Source organism: Pandoraea pneumonica, assembly GCF_902459645.1.
GTDB classification, from domain to species: Bacteria; Pseudomonadota; Gammaproteobacteria; order Burkholderiales; family Burkholderiaceae; genus Pandoraea; species Pandoraea pneumonica.
Window position 1 is genome coordinate 22906 of sequence record NZ_CABPSK010000006.1, and the last position, 19383, is coordinate 42288.

Annotated in this window: 12 protein-coding genes and 1 pseudogene; 9 read left to right on the forward strand and 4 right to left on the reverse strand. The window is 63.1% G+C overall.

The window, feature by feature from the left end:
* The first annotated feature begins 155 nt into the window (after positions 1-155).
* From PPN31114_RS23790 to bamE, 3 genes are all read left to right on the forward strand, one after another.
* A complete protein-coding gene (locus tag PPN31114_RS23790; protein ID WP_150682011.1) occupies positions 156-1928 on the forward strand; it encodes an autotransporter assembly complex protein TamA in 1773 nt (590 codons plus the stop codon).
* A complete protein-coding gene (locus PPN31114_RS23795) occupies positions 1928-6208 on the forward strand; it encodes a translocation/assembly module TamB domain-containing protein (RefSeq protein ID WP_150682012.1) in 4281 nt (1426 codons plus the stop codon). Before PPN31114_RS23790 ends, PPN31114_RS23795 begins: the two co-directional genes overlap by 1 nt.
* A 137-nt stretch (positions 6209-6345) precedes the next feature.
* Complete coding sequence (gene bamE / locus PPN31114_RS23800) at positions 6346-6882, forward strand: outer membrane protein assembly factor BamE domain-containing protein (RefSeq protein WP_150682187.1); 537 nt, start codon at positions 6346-6348, stop codon at positions 6880-6882.
* 66 nt (positions 6883-6948) lie between these two features.
* Here bamE and PPN31114_RS23805 read toward each other — a convergent pair whose 3' ends face one another.
* Positions 6949-7185, reverse strand: a complete 237-nt coding sequence (locus PPN31114_RS23805; protein WP_150682013.1) for a DUF6356 family protein — start codon at positions 7183-7185, stop codon at positions 6949-6951.
* A 117-nt stretch (positions 7186-7302) separates the two neighbouring features.
* On the opposite strand from PPN31114_RS23805, the gene PPN31114_RS23810 reads away from it, so the two are divergent.
* The gene (locus PPN31114_RS23810) at positions 7303-7764 is read left to right on the forward strand and encodes an Lrp/AsnC family transcriptional regulator (RefSeq protein ID WP_150682014.1); all 462 of its coding nucleotides are present in this window, start codon (positions 7303-7305) and stop codon (positions 7762-7764) included.
* 52 nt (positions 7765-7816) lie between these two features.
* A complete protein-coding gene (locus PPN31114_RS23815) occupies positions 7817-8545 on the forward strand; it encodes a class I SAM-dependent methyltransferase (RefSeq protein WP_150682015.1) in 729 nt (242 codons plus the stop codon).
* Positions 8546-8565: 20 nt separating this feature from the next.
* Here the strand turns inward: PPN31114_RS23815 and metG are convergent, their stop codons facing one another.
* Positions 8566-10668 (reverse strand): methionine--tRNA ligase, encoded by a 2103-nt coding sequence (gene metG / locus PPN31114_RS23820; RefSeq protein ID WP_150682016.1) that lies wholly within the window; start codon positions 10666-10668, stop codon positions 8566-8568.
* Between the two features lie 357 nt (positions 10669-11025).
* On the reverse strand, positions 11026-11685 hold the full coding sequence (locus tag PPN31114_RS23825) for a YiaD family glycine zipper/OmpA-like lipoprotein (RefSeq protein ID WP_150682017.1): 660 nt from the start codon (positions 11683-11685) through the stop codon (positions 11026-11028).
* A gap of 259 nt (positions 11686-11944) precedes the next feature.
* On the opposite strand from PPN31114_RS23825, the pseudogene apbC reads away from it, so the two are divergent.
* From apbC to gltS, 4 genes and pseudogenes are all read left to right on the forward strand, one after another.
* Positions 11945-13042: pseudogene (apbC, locus tag PPN31114_RS23830) on the forward strand (iron-sulfur cluster carrier protein ApbC); the annotation flags it as partial.
* Between the two features lie 126 nt (positions 13043-13168).
* Positions 13169-13738 carry a dCTP deaminase gene (gene dcd / locus PPN31114_RS23835; RefSeq protein ID WP_039373928.1) on the forward strand — a complete coding sequence of 190 codons (570 nt, stop codon included), beginning with the start codon at positions 13169-13171 and terminating at the stop codon, positions 13736-13738.
* 106 nt (positions 13739-13844) lie between these two features.
* On the forward strand, positions 13845-16130 hold the full coding sequence (locus PPN31114_RS23840; RefSeq protein WP_150682019.1) for an arginine/lysine/ornithine decarboxylase: 2286 nt from the start codon (positions 13845-13847) through the stop codon (positions 16128-16130).
* Positions 16131-16497: 367 nt separating this feature from the next.
* A complete protein-coding gene (gene gltS / locus PPN31114_RS23845; RefSeq protein WP_150682020.1) occupies positions 16498-17718 on the forward strand; it encodes a sodium/glutamate symporter in 1221 nt (406 codons plus the stop codon).
* A 121-nt stretch (positions 17719-17839) separates the two neighbouring features.
* On the opposite strand, the gene argH is transcribed toward gltS, so the two are convergent.
* Entirely contained in the window at positions 17840-19237 is a 1398-nt protein-coding gene (argH, locus tag PPN31114_RS23850; RefSeq protein ID WP_150682021.1) for an argininosuccinate lyase, read from the reverse strand.
* Positions 19238-19383: the final 146 nt, after the last annotated feature.

Sequence of the window (19383 nt, forward strand, 5' to 3'; positions counted from 1 at the left end):
GTGTCAAGGCGTCGCTTCGGACCGGTTTGGGATTCCCGGGTGAAGTGACACCGGGGTTATGGTCAAATACGCCTCACAAACGCTGAACATCTGCATCATCCGAACAGGCCGCATCGGTCGACACGCCGCACGCCGACCCATCGGCGTCGGATGCCATGACAATAAGGAAGGTTTTGACCGTCGCACAGATCAAACCCGGCTACGCCGTATTCGTCGCGCTCGCTTGCGCTCTCGCACTGCCCACGCTGGCCCGGGCCGACTATCGCGTTCGCGTAGACGCCCCCAATGGCCTCGCCAAATTGCTCAACGCCAATCTCGACCTCGTGCGCTACGCCGATCGCGACGATATTGGCGAAGCGCAGTTCGAACACCTGATCGCCACGGTTGGCGAACAGATTCAGGAACTCACGTCGACGGAGGGCTATTTTTCGCCCGTCACCCATGTGGACGTCGCCACGATCAACGGCAAGCGCGACGTGCATGTCACCGTCGACTCGGGCCCGCGCACCCACATCAAAGACGTTGACCTGAAGTTCACCGGGCCGATTGCCGAACAGGAGCCGCAGCGCGCGGAACAACTGCGCAACGGCTGGGAATTGCCCGTCGACGCGCCATTCCGGCAGGCCGACTGGGACAAGGCGAAGAGTGACACGCTCTTCAATCTCGGACAGAAGCGCTATCACGCCGCGAAAATGACGTTCTCGCGCGCGGTGGTCGATGCCGATAAAGACGCCGCGTCGCTGTCAGCGACCTACGACAGTGGTCCGCCGTTCACGCTCGGCCCGCTGGTCATCACGGGCACCCGCCGCTATCCGGAACAGATCATCCGCAATGTGAACCCGCTCTCGGAGGGCGAGGCGTTCGACGCCGGGCGGCTTCAGGAATTGCAGCGCCAGATTCAGGCGACGCCTTATTTCTCGAACGTGATCATCTCGGTCACGGAAGACCCCACGAAGGCCGAGAACGCACCGGTGGAAGTGAAGGTGAATGAATTTCCGACGCAGCGCGTACAAAGCGGCGTGGGTTATACGACGGACACCGGCGGCAGCGTCACCGGGCGCTACTCGTACTACAACGTGTTCGGCAGCGCGTGGACGTTCGACACGCAAGCCCGTCTCGAACAATTCCGGCAGGGCGGTTACGCGGAACTGGCGATGCCACCCGATACCAGCGCGTATACGAATAGCCTGCGCGGGTCGTACGACCGCACCGACCTGAACGGACTGGATCAGCGCGCGCTGCAAGTCGGCATCAAGCGCGCCCGCTCCCGCGAACGTTACGACTGGGCCTATTCGCTGGACTTTTATCACACGGACGAGCGCCCCGACGGCGGTACGCGATTCGTGAACAAAGCCCTCGTGCCCGCCTTCGCCTGGACCCGGCGCGACGTGGACGATCTGATCTTTCCGCGCACCGGCAACATCATCAACACGCAAATCGGCTTTGCCGCGAAACCTGTCCTCACGGATCAGACGTTTGGCCGCGTCTACGGACGCATTCGCCAGTATTTCCCCGTGGGCGATCGCGATATCGTGATTGCGCGGCTGGAACTCGGCGCGGTCATCACCAACGGCAACAGCAACCGCATTCCGTCGTCGTTGTTGTTCTTCGCGGGCGGTACGTCGTCGATTCGCGGCTACACGTATCAAAGCATCGGGCGTCAACAGAACGGCACGACGTACCCGACCAAATACCTCGGCACCGGCAGCCTCGAATATCAGCGTTGGTTCACGCGCGACTGGGGGGCGGCGGCGTTCTGGGACGTGGGCACGGCCACGGACGACTATCGACACCCGACACCGCTCTATCACGGCGTCGGTCTGGGCGTGCGCTGGCGCAGCCCCGTTGGCCCCGTCAACGTCGACCTCGGCTATGGCGTGCATGACCGCCAGTTCCGGCCGTCGATCTCGCTGGGGGTGGCGTTCTGATGACGGCGATGCCACTCAACCCGATGCTGTCGACACAACAGCAAGACCCACGCGAGCCGACGCTCGCGCCCGCTGCATCGTCGGGCAACGATGGCGGCGGCGCATCGCCTCCGCCCGCGAAGTCGCCGCCACCACCGCCCCGCAAACGTTGGGGCCGTTGGCTCGCAGGCGTGCTGCTCGCGCTGGTATTGATCGTCGTGCTGGCCATCGGCGCGCTGCTGTGGGCGATGTCGTCCGAACGCGGCAGCCGCTGGCTCTGGCAGACCGCCGTCTCCACGCTGGGCGGCAAGCTCGCGGGCGATTGGCGTAGCGGCAGTCTCGCCCACGGCTTCACCGTGAACGACGTGCGCTATATCGATGGTGCGACGCACATTACCGTGAGCCGTCTCGAGAGCCGCTGGGCGTTGTCGCTGCGACCGCTCCATTTCACGGTCGATAAGCTGCACGCGGGCGACGTGGCGCTGGCGTTCGCGCCGTCGCCGCCGTCGAACAAACCGACGGTCATGCCGACCAGTTTGCGTCTGCCGCTGGGCCTGACGCTCAACGATGTGCGCGTGGCGAAGCTCACACTCGATTCCCCGGCGCTGGTGCTTGAGGATATTCGCGTTGCAGCACGCAGCGACGGCACACAGCACACGATCCAACTCGAACACCTCGGCACGCCCTATGGCGAGGCGCAGGCGAATCTGAAAATGAACGGGCAGCGTCCGTTTGCGCTGGAAGGCAACGTCGGCCTGCAAGCCAAGGCGGGCGATATTCCCGTGGCGTTGAAGGCCGACCTATCCGGCTCGCTCGACGCGCTGGTGGTCGATTTGACGGCAACCGGCGAGAAGCTCAACGGCACGGCGCACATCGCAGCCGCCCCGTTCGGGGCCGTGCCGCTCTCACGCGCGCAGATTGCCCTCGATCACCTCAACCCGCGCGACTTTTCTGCGGGTGCGCCGCAAGCCGACCTTGCCGTGCAGGCCGACTTGCGACCGGCACCGGGGGCGAAGGAATTCCGTGTGCTGGGGCCCGTGTCGGTGACGAACGCGAAACCCGGCGCGATCGATGCGGAGTTGCTGCCGGTCGAAAGCCTGCGCGCCGAAGTGCTGCTCGATGCGACACGTCAGGCGCTCACGGGGATTGAACTGAAGCTGGCGGGACGCGCGCTGCTGACCGGCAGCGGCGATATCCGTCGCGAGAAGATTGCTGTCGCGGCGGCACCGGTACCGGCATCGGCGGCAACCGCATCCGCATCTGCAGCTTCAGCGGCACCGGCATCAGCATCAGCACCGGCACCGGCACCGGCATCAGCAACGGCACCGGTATCCGCAACGGCAAGTTCGGCCGTCGCCACAGACGCCAATGCCGACGCGCCCGCCGAAGCCATGGTCGGTGGCTTCGCCCTCACCATGCGCGACCTCGACCTGCACGCGCTTTACGGCAAGTTGCCCGCGACGAAGCTCTCCGGCCCGCTCGACATCAAGCTCGACGCTACCGGGCAGCGCATCGTTCTCGACTGGCGCGATGCCGCACGGCGCGTGCTGGCCGATGTCGGTCTGGACGCCAAGGGCACGACGATTCACTCGCTCTCGCTCGACGCCGGACAAGGCAAGGTCGCTGCGACCGGCGTGCTGGAGAACGGCGACACAGGCGCGTATCGGGCGCAAATCAAACTCACGCGCTTCGATCCGGCGGCTTGGTACGACCTTTACGACGCGGCGCACGCGAAGAAGGGCGCGGCGAAGCCGCCTGCGGCAAGCGTCACCGGCCAGTTCGATGCACAAGGCGCGCTGCGTCCCGAATTGGGCGTGACGCTCAAATTCGCGCTGCAAGACAGCGTTTATGCCGACTTGCCGATGAGCGGCGCGGGCACGGTGAAAGTGGCGGGCAAGCGCTTGCTGCCGAGCGACGCGAACCTGCTCGTCGCCGGTAACAAGGTGGCGCTGCGCGGCAGCTTCGGTGCCGCAGGCGACAAGATGGCGGTGAACATCGACGCGCCTTCGCTCGATAAGCTCGGCTTCGGGCTGGCGGGCCGTTTGCAACTCGACGGACAAGTCTCGGGCACGATCGAGCGTCCCGCCGTGGCGGCAACGCTCGCGGCCGACAAACTCGTTTTCGGCGCACAAAAACTGGAGCATCTGGCGGGCAAGGTCGATGTGAGCGGCGGCTTGCCGGGCGCGCCCAGCGACCGGCTGAACGTGACGCTCGACGGCAATGGCTTTACGAGCGATGTCGCGCGCCTCGACCGATTGTCGGTCGCGTTGGCAGGCACGCGCGGCGCGCACACGCTGCATCTGAAAGCCGCAGGCAAGTTGCGCGAAGCACCGCTCGATCTGAACGTGGACGCCGCGGGCGCCATCACCGACACGCGCGGCAAGCCGGGCTGGCGAGGCACGATTCAGGCGTTGGAAAACCACGGCATGCCGAAGCTGACGCTCGCCGCCCCTTGGCAGGTAGAGGCTAGCGCTGAGCGTGTCCATTTGGGCGCAGCGAAGCTGGTGACCGGTGTGGGCGCGTTGTCGCTCACCAACTTCGACTACGGCGCAGGCCAGATGAAGACGGCCGGGACCATCGACACGCTCGATGTCGGTCAGGTGTTGCGCGTGCTCGCGTCGTTCACCGGTGAGCAGCCTGCGGTGGCGAGCGATCTCGTGCTCGACGGCAAATGGAATATCAGCATGGCGCAGCGCGCCGACGGGTTCGTTGAAATCGTGCGTCGTAGCGGTGACGTGACGCTGCGTCGCGGCGGCGTGAACGACGACGTGAAAGTGACCGTCACGGGCATTCCCGGGCTTTCCGCCGAGAAGGGCGGGGTGGGCGCACGGGTGCCGCTGGGTATTTCGGAACTGCGCACACGTATCGACCTGTCGGGGCAGTCGGCACACGCGACGGTGAAAGCCGCCTCGGCGCTGGTCGGCACGCTCGACGTCGATGTGCAAACGGGGCTGCGCGTTGCCGACGGTATCCCGAGTCTGCCCGACGACGCACCGCTCACTGGCCGCGTGGCGATGGTCATCCCCAATCTCTCGAAGTTCGAGAATCTTGCGGGGGCGCAGTTTGCCTTCAAGGGCCGCGCGAACTTGAACATGACGCTCGCGGGCACGGTCGCAAAGCCGCGCCCCACGGGCGAACTCACTGCCGACGATCTGTCGGTGCAGATGTTCGATACGGGCGTGAGCGTGAAGGACGGCCACGTGCGGATTGCCCTCACGCCGACGGAAATCGCACTGCGCGACGTGGTCTTCACGGGCGGAGGCGGCGGTACGGCGCGCGCGACGGGCGGCATTCGCATCGATACCCCTGAGCCGACGCTGGGCATCACGCTCACAGCCGACAAGCTGCAACTGTTCGCCGCCCCCGATCGCCAGCTCTCGCTCTCCGGCGACGCGAAGGCGATGGGCAGCGGCGATGCCATGTCGGTGACGGGCAAGTTCACCGTCGACCGCGCCCGCTTCGCGCTGCCGCCGACGAGCGCGCCGAAGCTCGGCGACGATGTGCTCGTCGTACGCGGCGGCGCGCAAGCGCGTAGCAAACCGCTCGACCCGAAGGAGGAAGCCGCGCGCATCAGCGCAAAACCGGCAGGCCGGTTCTCGCCGCGTATCGATATCGAGCTCAATCTCGGCCGCGACTTCCGCTTCGTCGGCGCAGGGGCGGATCTGCTGCTGCGCGGTAGCATGCACGTGCAGAGCGAGCCGCTCGCGCCGATGCGTGCCACCGGCACGATTACGGTGGCCGAAGGGACCTACGAGGCTTTCGATCGAAAGCTCGCCATCGAGCGCGGCCAGATCAACTTCGTCGGCCCGCTCGACAACCCAGACCTCTACATTCAAGCCATGCGCCGCAATCAGGAAGTGGCGGCCGGGGTGCTGGTGACGGGCACGGTGCGTCAGCCGCGCGTGGCGCTGGTGTCTGAGCCGAATGTGTCGGACGAAGAAAAGCTCTCGTGGCTGATGTTCGGCCATGGTCCGGACGGCGCGGGTCTCGGCCAGCGTCAGGCGATGGCAGGGGCCGCCACGGCATTGCTGGGCGCCACGGGCGGCAAGCGCATCATCAAGGATCTGGGCATCGACGAATTCAGCATCGGCACCAGCGAGTCGGGGCTGTCGGACGACGAGCAAGTGGTGAAGGTCGGCAAGGCGATTTCGGACAACTTCGCGCTCGGCTTCGAGCAGGGGCTGACGAGCTCGGCCAGTATCGTCAAGATCACGTGGCAGGTGTCGCGCCGTTGGCAGTTGGCGGTTCGCACGGGGTCGCTGTCGGGCTTCGACGTGTTGTTTAACCGTCGTTTCGATTGATGTCCGCTCAAGTGTCAGGGCATTGGGACAGTTGATGACCGTTTGGATAGAAAAGGGAGGTGCCATCGATGATGACGTCGCATAGTTCACTTCACCCGGCGCAGGGCTTGCGCCGCAGCGTTCGTTGGGGAGTCGCCATGGGATTGTTTGCGAGTCTGCTGGGGCTGTTCGGCTGCGATCAGCAGCAAATCGACAAGGTGCGCGAGAAGGCGCGCGATACGTTCAACGCCGTCAAACCCGACGACATGCTGCTACGCGATCTCAAGCCCGGTGTGACCACCGAAGCGCAGGTGCGCGAGCAGATGGGCAAGCCCGAAATCGTCTGGGAGAACAACGACGGTTCGCGTCGACTGGAATATCCGCGGGCACCGGGCGGGCTGCGCACGTACATGGTGGATATCGCGCCGGACGGCAAGCTGCGCGCGGTGACGCAGGCCCTTACGGCGGAGAACTTCGAGCAAGTGCAGCCGGGCATGACGCAAGACGACGTGCGTCGCCTGCTGGGCAAGCCGACGACGGTGGCTGAGTACCGGCTGAAGAAGGAAGTGGTGTGGAGCTGGCGCTGGCTGGAAGACGGGGTGAATACGGCGGGCATGTTCAACGCCCACTTCGGCCCCGACGGACGCGTGACCGTGACTTCGCGCTCGCCGGACCCGGCCTCAGAGCGGCCTTGAGGGCAGGGCCGTTCTGGGTTGCTGAGTTTCTGATGTCCGGCGTGATGTTCAGCGCGACGTTCAGTGTTAAGCCGTGCGATCCGACGCGTGGTGCGCCGGGTCGCGGTGACGGTGCGTCACCATGCGCTCGTGCAGGCGCACGATGACGTTGCTGCCGGTCTTCTTGAAGGCGAACGGCAGCAGGCCGTGTACGAAGCACGCCAGCGCAGCGCCCAGCAGCGGCAACGCGAACGAGAACGCCGAACCCATATGCTGGGTGTAGTTTTCGCCGACGGAAGCGGGATGTTCGGTAAAGAGGTTCATGGCAGCACCCGTTCTTGAAATGTTTGGCCAGTCTACCGGGCGGCCACAGGTAAAGGCTTTCAAAGTTTGGCTCAAATCGAGTACGATTGAGAAAATTTTTCCCTTTACGTGGCGATCATGGATAAAACTGATCTAGCGATTCTCGAAAACCTGCAAGCGGATGCCTCACGTTCGCTGGGCGAGTTGGCCGAAGCCGTGCACCTGTCGCCCACACCTTGCTGGCGGCGGGTGCAGCGCCTGCGCGAGAACGGGGTGATCACCGGACAGGTCACGCTGTGCGATCCGCAGCAACTCGATTTACGCGTGACCGCCTTTGTCTTTATCAAGGCCGCCACGCACAGCGAAGAGTGGATGGTGCGTTTCGTCTCCGGGGCGCGCGAATTGCCGGAAATTGTCGAAATTCACCGCATGGCTGGCGATATCGACTATCTGCTCAAGGTCTATCTGCCTGACATCGCCGCCTACGACCGCTTCTACAAAAAGCTGATTCGCGTGGCCGATCTGCAAGACATCAGCGCCAGCTTCTCGATGGAGACGGTGAAATTCACCACGGCATTGCCCGTGGATCACCTGCGCTAACGCGGCGCTGGCCGCCTCAACGAAGCTAAGGGACGCTCAGGGACCCTCCGATATGGCGCAGAACATCTACGACAACCCCGACTTCTTCGCGGGCTACAGCCAGCTTCCCCGGCAAGTGCTCGGGCTGGACGGTGCTCCTGAATGGCCCGCCATCCGAGCCCTGCTGCCGGACTTGCAGGGCAAGCGTGTGGTCGATCTTGGCTGTGGATTTGGCTGGGCGTCGCGCTGGATGCGTGCACAAGGTGCGGTGTCGGTGCTCGGGCTCGATCTGTCGCAAAACATGATCGCGCGGGCGACGGCAGACACGCCGGATTCAGCGATTCAATACCGGATTGCCGACCTCGACACGCTCGATCTGCCCGACTCGGCGTTCGACCTCGCCTACAGCGCGTTGACGTTCCACTACGTGCGCGATTTCGACCGACTGGTGCAGCGTATCTACCAGTCGCTCGCGCCCGGTGGCCACTTCGTGTTCACCATCGAACATCCGATTTTCATGGCCGCCGCGCATCCGCATTGGATAGTCGACGAGGACGGACGCCAGACCTGGCCCGTGAATGGTTATAGCGATGAAGGGGAGCGGCGCACCGACTGGTTTGCCAAAGGCGTGCTGAAGTATCACCGCACGCTGGCAACGACGCTGAACGCGTTGATTGGCGCGGGTTTCCGGCTGCAACGTGTTGAGGAATTTGCGCCGACGCCGGAACAGATCCGGCAGATGCCGGCGTTGGCGGAAGAACGCGAGCGCCCGATGATGCTGATGGTCTCAGCGCAGGCGTAGCGTCCTCCCGCCAGACGCGCTTACTTCACGCGCATGCCCGGCTTCGCGCCGTCGTGCGGCTCGAGGATGTAAATACCCGGTTCAGCCTTCTCATTGGCCGCCGAAGCTGCGAGCACCATCCCTTCGGACAGACCGAACTTCATCTTGCGCGGTGCCAGGTTGGCCACCATCACCGTGAGTTTGCCGACCAACGCTTCGGGCTGCGGGTACGCCGACTTGATGCCCGAGAAGACGTTACGCGTTTGCGCTTCACCCACATCGAGCGTGAGTTGCAGCAGCTTGTCCGAGCCTTCGACGGCCTGACACGCGACGATGCGCGCGATGCGCAAATCGATCTTGGCGAAGTCGTCGATGGTGATGAAACCGTCGTCCGCGGCTGCCGGTGCAGTTGCTGCCGCGGCTGCCTTGTCCTTACCTTTCGCCTTCGCATTGGCTTCGGTCGCCGGTGCGGCCGTGGCTTGCAGCGAGTCGCGGTTGGCGGCGACGAGGGCTTCGACCTGCTTGCCTTCAACGCGCGTCATCAGGTGCTTGTAGGCCGTGATGGCGCTGGCCGACGTGAGCGGCGTGGCGACGTCTTGCCACGTTTGCGGCGCAATGCTCAGGAATCGCTCGACCGCTTCGGCCGTCGTCGGCAACACCGGCTTGAGGTACAGCGTGAGCAGACGGAACGCTTCCAGACACACCGAGCACGCCTCGTGGAGGGCGGCGCCTTGTGCCGGGTCTTTCGCCAAATCCCACGGCTTGACCGTGTCGACATAGCCGTTCACGGCGTCGGCCTGTTCCATCACCAGACGCAGTGCTTTGCCGAACTCACGCGCCTCGTAGTGCGCGGCGATCTGCGGCGCCACGGCGCGCAATTGCACGAGCAACGGCGCTTGCATGGCGTCGGCCGACACACGGCCCTCGAAGCGCTTGATCAGGAAGCCTGCGGCGCGGCTGGCGATGTTCACGTACTTGCCGACCAGATCGCTGTTCACGCGGGCGATGAAGTCATCGAGGTTCAAGTCGATGTCTTCCATCGTGTTGCTCAGCTTCGCGCCGATGTAATAGCGCAGCCATTCCGGGTTCAGGCCCGTATCGATGAAGCTCTGGGCGGTGATGAAGGTGCCGCGCGACTTCGACATTTTCTGGCCGTCGACGGTCAGGAAGCCGTGTGCAAACACATTGGTCGGCGTGCGATGGCCCGAAAACTCGAGCATGGCCGGCCAGAACAACGTGTGGAAGTACAGGATGTCCTTGCCGATGAAGTGATACTGCTCGGTCTTCGAGCCCGGTTTGACCCATTCGTCGAAGTTCAGACCGCGCTTCGCGCACAGGTTCTTGAAGCTCGCGTAGTAGCCCACCGGCGCGTCGAGCCAGACATAGAAGTACTTGCCCGGTGCGCCCGGAATTTCGAAACCGAAATACGGCGCGTCGCGCGAAATATCCCAGTCGGCCAGCGTCGACTCGCCGTCTTCGCCCAGCCATTCCTTCATCTTGTTGGCCGCTTCGGGCTGGGCAAGGCCCGCCACCCATTTGCGCAGGAACTGCTCGCAACGCGGGTCCGAGAGCTTGAAGAAATAGTGCGTCGAGGTCTTGCGCACGGGCGTCGCGCCCGAAACGACGGAATACGGGTTGAGCAGGTCGGTGGGCGAGTAGGTCGAGCCGCAAACTTCGCAGGAGTCGCCGTACTGGTCCTTTGCGCCGCACTTCGGGCACTCGCCCTTGATGAAGCGGTCCGGCAGGAACATTTCCTTGACCGGGTCATACGCCTGTTCGATATCGCGTGCTTCGATCAGCCCTTGTTCCTTGAGCGCCAGATAGACGTTTTCGGACAATTCACGGTTTTCTTCGGAATCCGTCGAATAGTAGTTATCGAACGAGATGCCGAAGCTGTCGAAGTCGCGCTTGTGTTCTTTCCACACGCGCTCGATCAGCTGCTTAGGCGTGAGGCCTTCCTTTTCGGCGCGCAGCATGATCGGCGTGCCGTGCGTGTCGTCCGCGCCCACGTAGTACACCTCATGGCCCTGCATCCGCATGAACCGCACCCAGATATCGGTCTGGATATATTCGACCAAGTGACCGATGTGAATCTGGCCATTGGCGTACGGCAGGGCGGAGGTGACAAGAATGCGGCGGGACATGGAGTTTGACTGTGGGTTGTGGGGTGGGAGGAAAGGACGATTCTAGCAGGCGCGGGGCTTTGCCGCCCTAAAGGGGACAAATGCGGGGGCAACGCGGGGACAAATGAGGGGGATACCAGGCGATTTGGCCGTCGACATCACGCGCCACATCAAAAGTGTTCGGCCAAAAAAAAGCCGGAACCAGGTTCCGGCATAACTAGGCACACGTAACGTCAATAACAAAGAGGAGATGGAAGCGCCCACGGTAGGCACTTCCGAAGGGTCAGAGCGACGCATCTCCGCTTTAGTTCAACCGCAGCACCGACTTTCGATGCTGCGGCGCACCATTCAAGGCGCATTCAACGTACGTTCAAAGCATCACCCGCGCGGGGCTTGCTGTTGCGGGGCCTGCAAGAGAATCTCCACTCGGCGGTTCTGCGCGCGGCCTTCTGCCGTGGCATCCGACGCGACCGGCTGGCTCGATGCCACGCCCACGCCCTGCAAGCGGTTCGCGGCGACACCGCGGCTCGTCAGGAACTGGATGACGGCGTTCGCACGGTTCTGCGAGAGCGGAATGTTGATGCGGTCGCCACCGGTGCTGTCGGTGTGCCCGATCACGCGTGCCGTGATGCCCGGGTTTTGATTGAGCGAATTGGCCAGGTCGGTCAGCACGGCAGCGAAGTTCGGCTTGATCGCGTACTGATTGGTATCGAACGTCACGTCGCTCGGCACGTTGACCTGAAGTTGTCCGTCCGGACGTTCGGTAATTTGCGTGCCGGTGCCAGCGGTGTGGCCGCCCAGCGTGTTCTTAATGGACTGCCAGTTGTACCCGGCTGCACCACCGGCGGCGGCACCAACCGCAGCGCCGATCAACGTACCCGTGGTATTGCCACCGATGAGGTTACCCAAACCCGCCCCGACTGCCGCGCCGACACCGGTGCCGACTGCCGTGTTGGTGCCCTGCGGCGTCTGGCAACCGGCCAAGAGGGCGGCAGTGACCAGGACGAGCGCCGAAGCGCGCAGAGTGTTCTTATTCATATAAGGCTCCTTCTCGATTAGCTTGCTGTGATGAGACACGCGTGAGCACTTCGCGGAAGCACGCGCGCCTGGCATGGGTTTTGACGCTGCCGGCGCGACGTCTTTTACAATAGTGCCGAGTGTCAACCGCAGGCAAGGACAGATTGCCGCGGTGACTGGTTCCCCAAAACACGTGCGCCTCGCATGCTAATCGAGAGCGCGCGCCACGGATGTTACAAGTTGTTAGCGACGCGCAGGCCCCGTCCGGCGTGCCGCTACAGAGCGAGAGACCGACATGGAAGTAGCGCAAATCAACGACGTTCTGCGAGGCATCGTCGACCCCGACACGGGGCTGGATCTGATCGCTGGCAAGTACGTGAAACGAGTCGACGCCGAACACGGCCATGTCGGCATCGAAATCGAGTTCGGCTATCCGGCCAAGAGTCAGTTCGAAGCCATGCGCGCACGCATCAGCGACGCCGTCGGCAAGCTGCCCGGGGTCGAGCGAGTGGCTGTCGAAATCGGCCAGAAGATCGTGGCGCACGCCGTGCAACGTGGCGTTAAGCTGCTTCCGAACGTGAAGAACATTGTGGCGGTGGCTTCGGGCAAGGGCGGCGTGGGCAAGAGCACCACGGCCGTCAATCTGGCGCTCGCGCTGGCCGCTGAAGGCGCCAATGTCGGGATTCTCGATGCAGACATCTACGGCCCGTCGCTGCCCACGCTGCTGGGCATTCACGGCAAGCCCGAGTCGAAAGACGGCAAGACGCTCGAACCGATGGTCGGTCACGGCTTGCAGGCCAGCTCGATCGGCTTCCTGATCGAGCCGGACAACCCCATGGTGTGGCGCGGCCCGATGGTCACGCAGGCGCTCGAACAACTGCTCAACCAGACCAATTGGAAGGATCTCGATTATCTGATCGTCGACATGCCGCCGGGCACGGGCGACATCCAGCTCACGCTCGCGCAGAAGGTGCCGGTGACCGGCGCGGTCATCGTGACCACCCCGCAAGACCTTGCGCTGCTCGATGCGCGCAAGGGTCTTAAGATGTTCGAGAAAGTTGGCGTCCCGATTTTGGGCTTAATTGAGAACATGAGCCTGCATATCTGCTCGAACTGCGGTCACGAAGAGCCGATCTTCGGCGTGGGCGGCGGCGAGCGCATGAGCCACGACTTCGACGTCGATCTGCTGGGCAAGCTGCCGCTGGAGATGAGCATTCGCGTCCATGCCGACGCCGGCATGCCGAGCGTGGTGGGTGACCCGGACGGCCGTGTCGCCGAGCTGTACAAGGCCATCGCCCGCAAGGTCGCGGTGAAGATCGCGTCCAAGCAGAAGGACATGACCAGCAAGTTCCCGTCGATCGTGGTGCAGAACACCTAAGCGGGACGGAAGCAGCGGGACAAGGGAAGCGGGCGTTGGAAGCGGTGCGTGTGAAAAAATCACCGCACCGCAACAATCGCGTAAAATACGCCCACTTTTTACGTACTACCCAGTTCAGGCCCACACATGAGCATCAAGTCCGATAAATGGATCCGGCGTATGGCCGAAGAGCACGGCATGATCGAGCCCTTCGAGCCGTCGCAGATCCGATATTCCCAGGACGGGCAGAAGATCGTCAGCTACGGCACGTCGAGCTACGGCTACGACATTCGCTGTGCGCCTGAATTCAAGGTCTTCACGAACATCAATTCAACGATCGTCGATCCGAAGAACTTCGACGAGAAGTCCTTTGTCGACGTCGAGAGCGATGTCTGCATTATTCCGCCGAACTCGTTCGCGCTGGCCCGCACCGTCGAGTACTTCCGCATTCCGCGCAGTGTGCTCACCGTGTGTCTGGGCAAATCGACGTATGCCCGCTGCGGCATCATCGTGAACGTGACGCCGTTCGAACCCGAATGGGAGGGCTACGTGACCCTGGAATTCTCGAACACGACGCCGTTGCCGGCCAAGATCTACGCCAATGAGGGCGTGGCTCAGGTGCTGTTCTTCGAGTCCGACGAAGTCTGCGAGACCTCGTACAAGGACCGCGGCGGGAAGTACCAGGGACAGCGTGGTGTCACGCTGCCGAAAACCTAGCCCGCTACGCTAGACACTCGCCGCCGGTGAGCACCCTCTCTATTGCACTGCCCAAGAGCCACGGCCATGTCGGACCGTGGCTCGTTCTTTTGTCGAAGGAACGCCAATGAAATTCCGTTTTCCGATCGTCATCATCGACGAGGACTTCCGCTCCGAAAATATCTCCGGATCCGGGATTCGCTCTTTGGCGGAGGCCATCGAAGCCGAGGGCATGGAGGTCAACGGCCTGACGAGCTATGGCGACCTGACCTCGTTCGCACAACAGGCGAGCCGCGCGTCGAGCTTCATCCTCTCGATCGACGACGACGAATTCGGCACCTTCTCGAGCGAAGCGGGCGGTGAAGGCGAGGGCGAGCTGGCGCTGGCCATCATCAACCTGCGCGCGTTCGTGCAAGAAGTGCGCCGCCGCAATCCGGATATTCCGATTTTCCTGTACGGCGAGACGCGTACCTCGCGTCACATTCCGAACGACATCCTGCGCGAGCTGCACGGCTTCATTCACATGTTCGAAGACACGCCCGAGTTCGTGGCGCGTCACATCATCCGTGAAGCCAAGTCGTACCTCGACTCGCTGCCGCCGCCGTTCTTCCGCTCGCTCACGCACTACGCGGCCGACGGTTCGTACTCGTGGCACTGCCCCGGTCACTCGGGCGGCGTGGCGTTCCTGAAGAGCCCGGTCGGACAGATGTTCCACCAGTTCTTCGGCGAGAACATGCTGCGCGCGGACGTTTGCAACGCCGTGGAAGAACTCGGCCAGCTGCTCGATCACAACGGCCCGGTGGGCGCGTCGGAGCGCAATGCCGCGCGTATTTTCAGCGCCGATCACCTGTTCTTCGTGACTAACGGCACGTCGACCTCGAACAAGATCGTCTGGCACGCCACCGTGGCGCCGGGCGACATCGTGGTCGTCGACCGCAACTGCCACAAGTCGATCCTGCACGCGATCACGATGACGGGCGCCGTGCCGGTGTTTCTGACGCCCACGCGCAACCACCTCGGCATCATCGGCCCGATTCCGAAGTCGGAGTTCGAGCCCGAAGTCATTCGCGCGAAGATCGAAGCAAACCCGTTCGCTCGCGAAGTGCTCGAAAAGAACCCGGACGCCAAGCCGCGCATCCTGACGATCACGCAAAGCACCTACGACGGCGTGATCTACAACGTCGAGATGATCAAGGAAGTGCTGGGCAACACGATCGATACGCTGCACTTCGACGAAGCGTGGCTGCCGCACGCCACGTTCCACGAGTTCTACCGCGACATGCACGCGATTGGCGAAGGCCGTCCGCGCTCGTCGGAAGCGACCATTTACGCGACGCACTCCACGCACAAGCTGCTGGCGGGTATCTCGCAGGCCTCGCAGATCGTGGTGCAGGATTCGGAGACCCGTAACTTCGATACGTACCGCTTCAACGAAGCGTATCTGATGCACACGTCGACCTCGCCGCAGTACGCCATCATCGCCTCGTGCGACGTGGCGGCAGCCATGATGGAACCGCCGGGCGGCACGGCCTTGGTCGAAGAGTCGATCATGGAAGCGCTCGACTTCCGCCGCGCGATGCGCAAGGTGGCGAACGAGTACGGCGATTCGTGGTGGTTCTCGGTGTGGGGCCCGGACAATCTGGGCGACGAAGGCACGATTCAGCGCGACGACTGGGTGCTGCGCGCCAACGACCGCTGGCACGGCTTCGGTAATGTGGCCGACGGCTTCAACATGCTCGATCCGATCAAGGCGACGATCATCACGCCGGGGCTGGACGTGGACGGCGAATTCGGCGAGTCGGGCATTCCGGCGGCGATCGTCACGAAGTATCTGGCCGAGCACGGCATTATTGTCGAGAAGACCGGCCTGTACTCGTTCTTCATCATGTTCACGATCGGTATCACCAAGGGCCGTTGGAACTCGATGGTGACCGAGTTGCAACAGTTCAAGGACGATTACGACCACAACCGTCCGCTGTGGCGCGTGCTGCCTGAGTTCGTGGCGCAGTTCCCGCGTTACGAGCGCATCGGTCTGCGCGATCTGTGCGATCAGATTCACAGCGTGTACAAGGCCAACGACGTGGCGCGCGTGACCACCGAGATGTACCTCTCGGACATGCAGCCGGCGATGAAGCCGACCGACGCGTTCTCGAAGCTGGCGCACCGCCAGATCGACCGCGTGCCTATCGACGAACTGGAAGGGCGCGTGACGAGCGTGTTGCTCACGCCGTACCCGCCGGGCATTCCGCTGCTGATTCCGGGGGAACGCTTCAACGCCGCGATCATCGAGTATCTGCGCTTTGCTCGCGACTTCAACGAGCGATTCCCGGGCTTCCACACCGATGTTCACGGTCTCGTGGTCGAGGAAGTCGATGGCCGTCCGGAATACTTCGTGGACTGCGTGCGCCAGTAATGCGTAGGCAAGGACTCGGTAATCGCTAACGAGTCCGCCGTACGATCCGACAACACCCTGCGAGCCTCGCGCTTCGCAGGGTGTTGTCGTTTACGGTGCTGCGAATCGTCACGCCCTATACGCTCATTTCTTGCGTGACAACTTGCGGAAATAGCCCAAACGACCTTGTCGGCTACACGCCGGATGTTCCCAAATGCGTTGAATACCCGGTGAGACGTCGCGAACACGGTGGCAAACGCTTCGATCCCGAGGTAAGCCACCCGATTTGAAGTTATGCTTGGGTGTCCGACTTTTGGGAAATTACCCAAGATTTAGGGCGAATCCGATTGTTACACTCGTCGCTTTTCGACTGCGGGAGGGGCGGATCATGGGCGTCACGGGACAACTGGTCTTCAGCAATTACGGGACATTGGTTTGCGCCTCGCTGGTCTTGCTGCTCGGCCGCAAGCTGGTCGAATGGATTGCGCCGCTGCGCACCTACAGCATTCCCGAGCCGGTCGCGGCGGGGCTTCTGGTCGCGTTCGCCACGCTGGCGCTGCGTCAGTTCGGTCACTTCGAATTGAAGTTCGACACCTCGCTGCAAACACCCCTCATGCTGGCGTTCTTCGCGACCATCGGGCTCTCGGCCAATCTGGCGAGCTTGCGCGCCGGCGGACGTACGCTCGCGCTGTTCCTCGCCGTGGTCGTCGGCATGTTGATCATGCAGAACACGATCGGCGTCGGGCTGGCGATGCTGCTTGGCCTGCCGCCCGGTGTGGGGCTGCTTGGCGGGTCGATCACGCTGGCAGGCGGGCACGGCACGGGGGCCGCTTGGGGGCACGTGATGGCGGATCGGTACGGCGTGCAGTCGGCGGCCGAGATCGCGATGGCTTGCGCCACGTTCGGGCTGGTACTCGGCGGTCTGCTCGGTGGGCCGGTCGCGCGGTATCTCGTGGGGCGTCTGGGCGGTAAGGTGCCCGGCGCCGATACGTCGGCGAGCGCCCCGGCACCGGAGGGTTTCGAGCAGCCGCACACGGTACGTCTGATCACGGCACAAGCCTTGATCGAGACGGTGGCGATGATCGCCATCTGTTTGCTGGGCGGCGAAATCTTCGCGTCGTGGCTGTCGGGCACCGCCTTCGAGTTGCCGACGTTCGTCTGCGTGTTGTTCACCGGCGTGATCGTGCGCAATGCGCTGTCGCTGGTCGGCTACGAGGTGTTCGACCGGTCGTTGTCGGTGCTGGGGAACGTGAGCCTGTCGCTGTTCCTGGCAATGGCATTGATGGCGCTGCGGCTGTGGGATCTGTCGACGCTGGCCGTGCCCATGGTCGTGATTCTCACCGTGCAAGTGGTGGCGATGGCCGCCTACGCCATCTTCGTGACCTTCCGCGTGATGGGCCGCAACTACGACGCCGCTGTCCTCGCTGCGGGCCACTGCGGCTTCGGGCTGGGCGCCACGCCGACGGCCATCGCGAACATGCAGGCAGTGACCGAGCGCTTTGGGCCGTCGCACATCGCGTTCTTGATCGTGCCGATGGTGGGGGCGTTCTTTATCGATATCGTGAACGCCATCATCATCAAGGGCTTCCTGTCGTTGCCGATCTTCTGAATCTGGCTGGGCGTGCGCCCCAAGCGCGCGTTCAAAAGCCTAGGTGCCAAAGAAAAAGCCACTCGAATGAGTGGCTTTTTCACATACATCGGCAATCGGCAGCAGAGCGCTGCGAGCGAATTTACTTCGCCAACTTCGCGCGAGCGGCCGCGATAGCGCGCTTCACTTGCTCCGGTGCGGTGCCGCCGATGTGGTTACGGCTGGCGACCGAGCCTTCGAGCGTCAGATAGCCGAAGACGTCTTCGCCGACGAGCGGCGAGAACTTCTGAAGTTCGGCCAGCGTCAGGTCGGCCAGATCGATGTCGCGATCCGAGCAGATCTTCACGGCATGCGCGACGATCTCATGCGCATCGCGGAACGGCAGACCCTTCTTCACGAGGTAGTCGGCCAGATCGGTCGCGGTCGAGAAGCCTTGCAGCGCGGCATTGCGCATGTTGGCTTCGCGCACCTTGATGCCCGGCACCATGTCGGCAAAGATGCGCAGCGTGTCGATCACGGTATCGACGGTGTCGAACAGCGGCTCTTTGTCTTCCTGATTGTCTTTGTTGTACGCGAGGGGCTGGCCCTTCATCAGCGTGAGCAACGCGATCAGGTGGCCGTTCACACGGCCGGTCTTGCCGCGCGCCAGTTCCGGCACGTCGGGGTTCTTCTTCTGCGGCATGATCGAGCTGCCCGTGCAGAAACGGTCGGCCAGATCGATGAAGCCCACGCGCGGGCTCATCCACAACACCAGTTCTTCAGAGAAACGCGAGACGTGCGTCATCACGAGCGCGGCGGCGGCGGTGAATTCGATGGCGAAGTCACGATCGGACACGGCGTCGAGCGAGTTCGCGCAGACTTCTTCGAAGCCCAGCGTGGCAGCAACGCGTTCGCGGTCGATCGGGTAGCTCGTGCCAGCCAGTGCGGCAGCGCCCAGCGGCAGACGGTTCACGCGGCGGCGCACGTCGAGCATGCGCTCGGCGTCACGGCTGAACATCTCGAAATACGCCATCAGGTGATGACCGAAGGTCACCGGCTGTGCGACTTGCAGGTGGGTGAAGCCCGGGAGAATCGTGGCGCTGTGCTGTTCGGCCAGATCGAGCAGGGCGCTGCGCAGATCGCCGAGGTGCGTGCCGATGCGGTCGATTTCGCTGCGCAGCCAGAGGCGGATGTCGGTGGCGACCTGATCGTTACGCGAGCGGCCCGTGTGCAGGCGCTTACCGGCGTCGCCGATCAGCGCGGTCAGGCGGGCTTCGATATTCAGGTGAACGTCTTCGAGGTCCAGTTGCCATTCGAACTCGCCACGCTCGATCTCGCCGCGAATTTGCGTCATGCCGCGCTGAATATCGGCCAGATCTTGGGCGCTGATGATGCCCTGTGCGGCCAGCATGTCGGCGTGGGCGAGCGACCCTTCGATATCGAACAGGGCCATACGCTTGTCGAAGAACACCGACGCGGTATAGCGCTTGACGAGTTCGGAAACGGGTTCGGAAAAGCGAGCCGACCAGGCTTCGCCCTTCTTGTGGAGTTGGGAGGTCATTGTCGTAGCGTGGCTAATCGAGGCCAATCGAGGCAGATTGAAGCGGACCGTGATGAAAACACAGCAAACCGCGATTATACCAACGCCCGCGCCCGCTCAGGTTGGCCGTGCAATCCGGGGGATTTTCGCGCTCGGCGCCAGGCGGG

Bases quoted from the DNA above. Each gene is read 5' to 3' on its own strand.
- PPN31114_RS23790 (WP_150682011.1), top strand. From the start codon at position 156: ATGACAATAAGGAAGGTTTTGACCGTCGCACAGATCAAACCCGGCTAC.
- PPN31114_RS23795 (WP_150682012.1), top strand. From the start codon at position 1,928: ATGACGGCGATGCCACTCAACCCGATGCTGTCGACACAACAGCAAGAC.
- bamE (WP_150682187.1), top strand. From the start codon at position 6,346: ATGGGATTGTTTGCGAGTCTGCTGGGGCTGTTCGGCTGCGATCAGCAG.
- PPN31114_RS23805 (WP_150682013.1), bottom strand. From the start codon at position 7,185: ATGAACCTCTTTACCGAACATCCCGCTTCCGTCGGCGAAAACTACACC.
- PPN31114_RS23810 (WP_150682014.1), top strand. From the start codon at position 7,303: ATGGATAAAACTGATCTAGCGATTCTCGAAAACCTGCAAGCGGATGCC.
- PPN31114_RS23815 (WP_150682015.1), top strand. From the start codon at position 7,817: ATGGCGCAGAACATCTACGACAACCCCGACTTCTTCGCGGGCTACAGC.
- metG (WP_150682016.1), bottom strand. From the start codon at position 10,668: ATGTCCCGCCGCATTCTTGTCACCTCCGCCCTGCCGTACGCCAATGGC.
- PPN31114_RS23825 (WP_150682017.1), bottom strand. From the start codon at position 11,685: ATGAATAAGAACACTCTGCGCGCTTCGGCGCTCGTCCTGGTCACTGCC.
- dcd (WP_039373928.1), top strand. From the start codon at position 13,169: ATGAGCATCAAGTCCGATAAATGGATCCGGCGTATGGCCGAAGAGCAC.
- PPN31114_RS23840 (WP_150682019.1), top strand. From the start codon at position 13,845: ATGAAATTCCGTTTTCCGATCGTCATCATCGACGAGGACTTCCGCTCC.
- gltS (WP_150682020.1), top strand. From the start codon at position 16,498: ATGGGCGTCACGGGACAACTGGTCTTCAGCAATTACGGGACATTGGTT.
- argH (WP_150682021.1), bottom strand. From the start codon at position 19,237: ATGACCTCCCAACTCCACAAGAAGGGCGAAGCCTGGTCGGCTCGCTTT.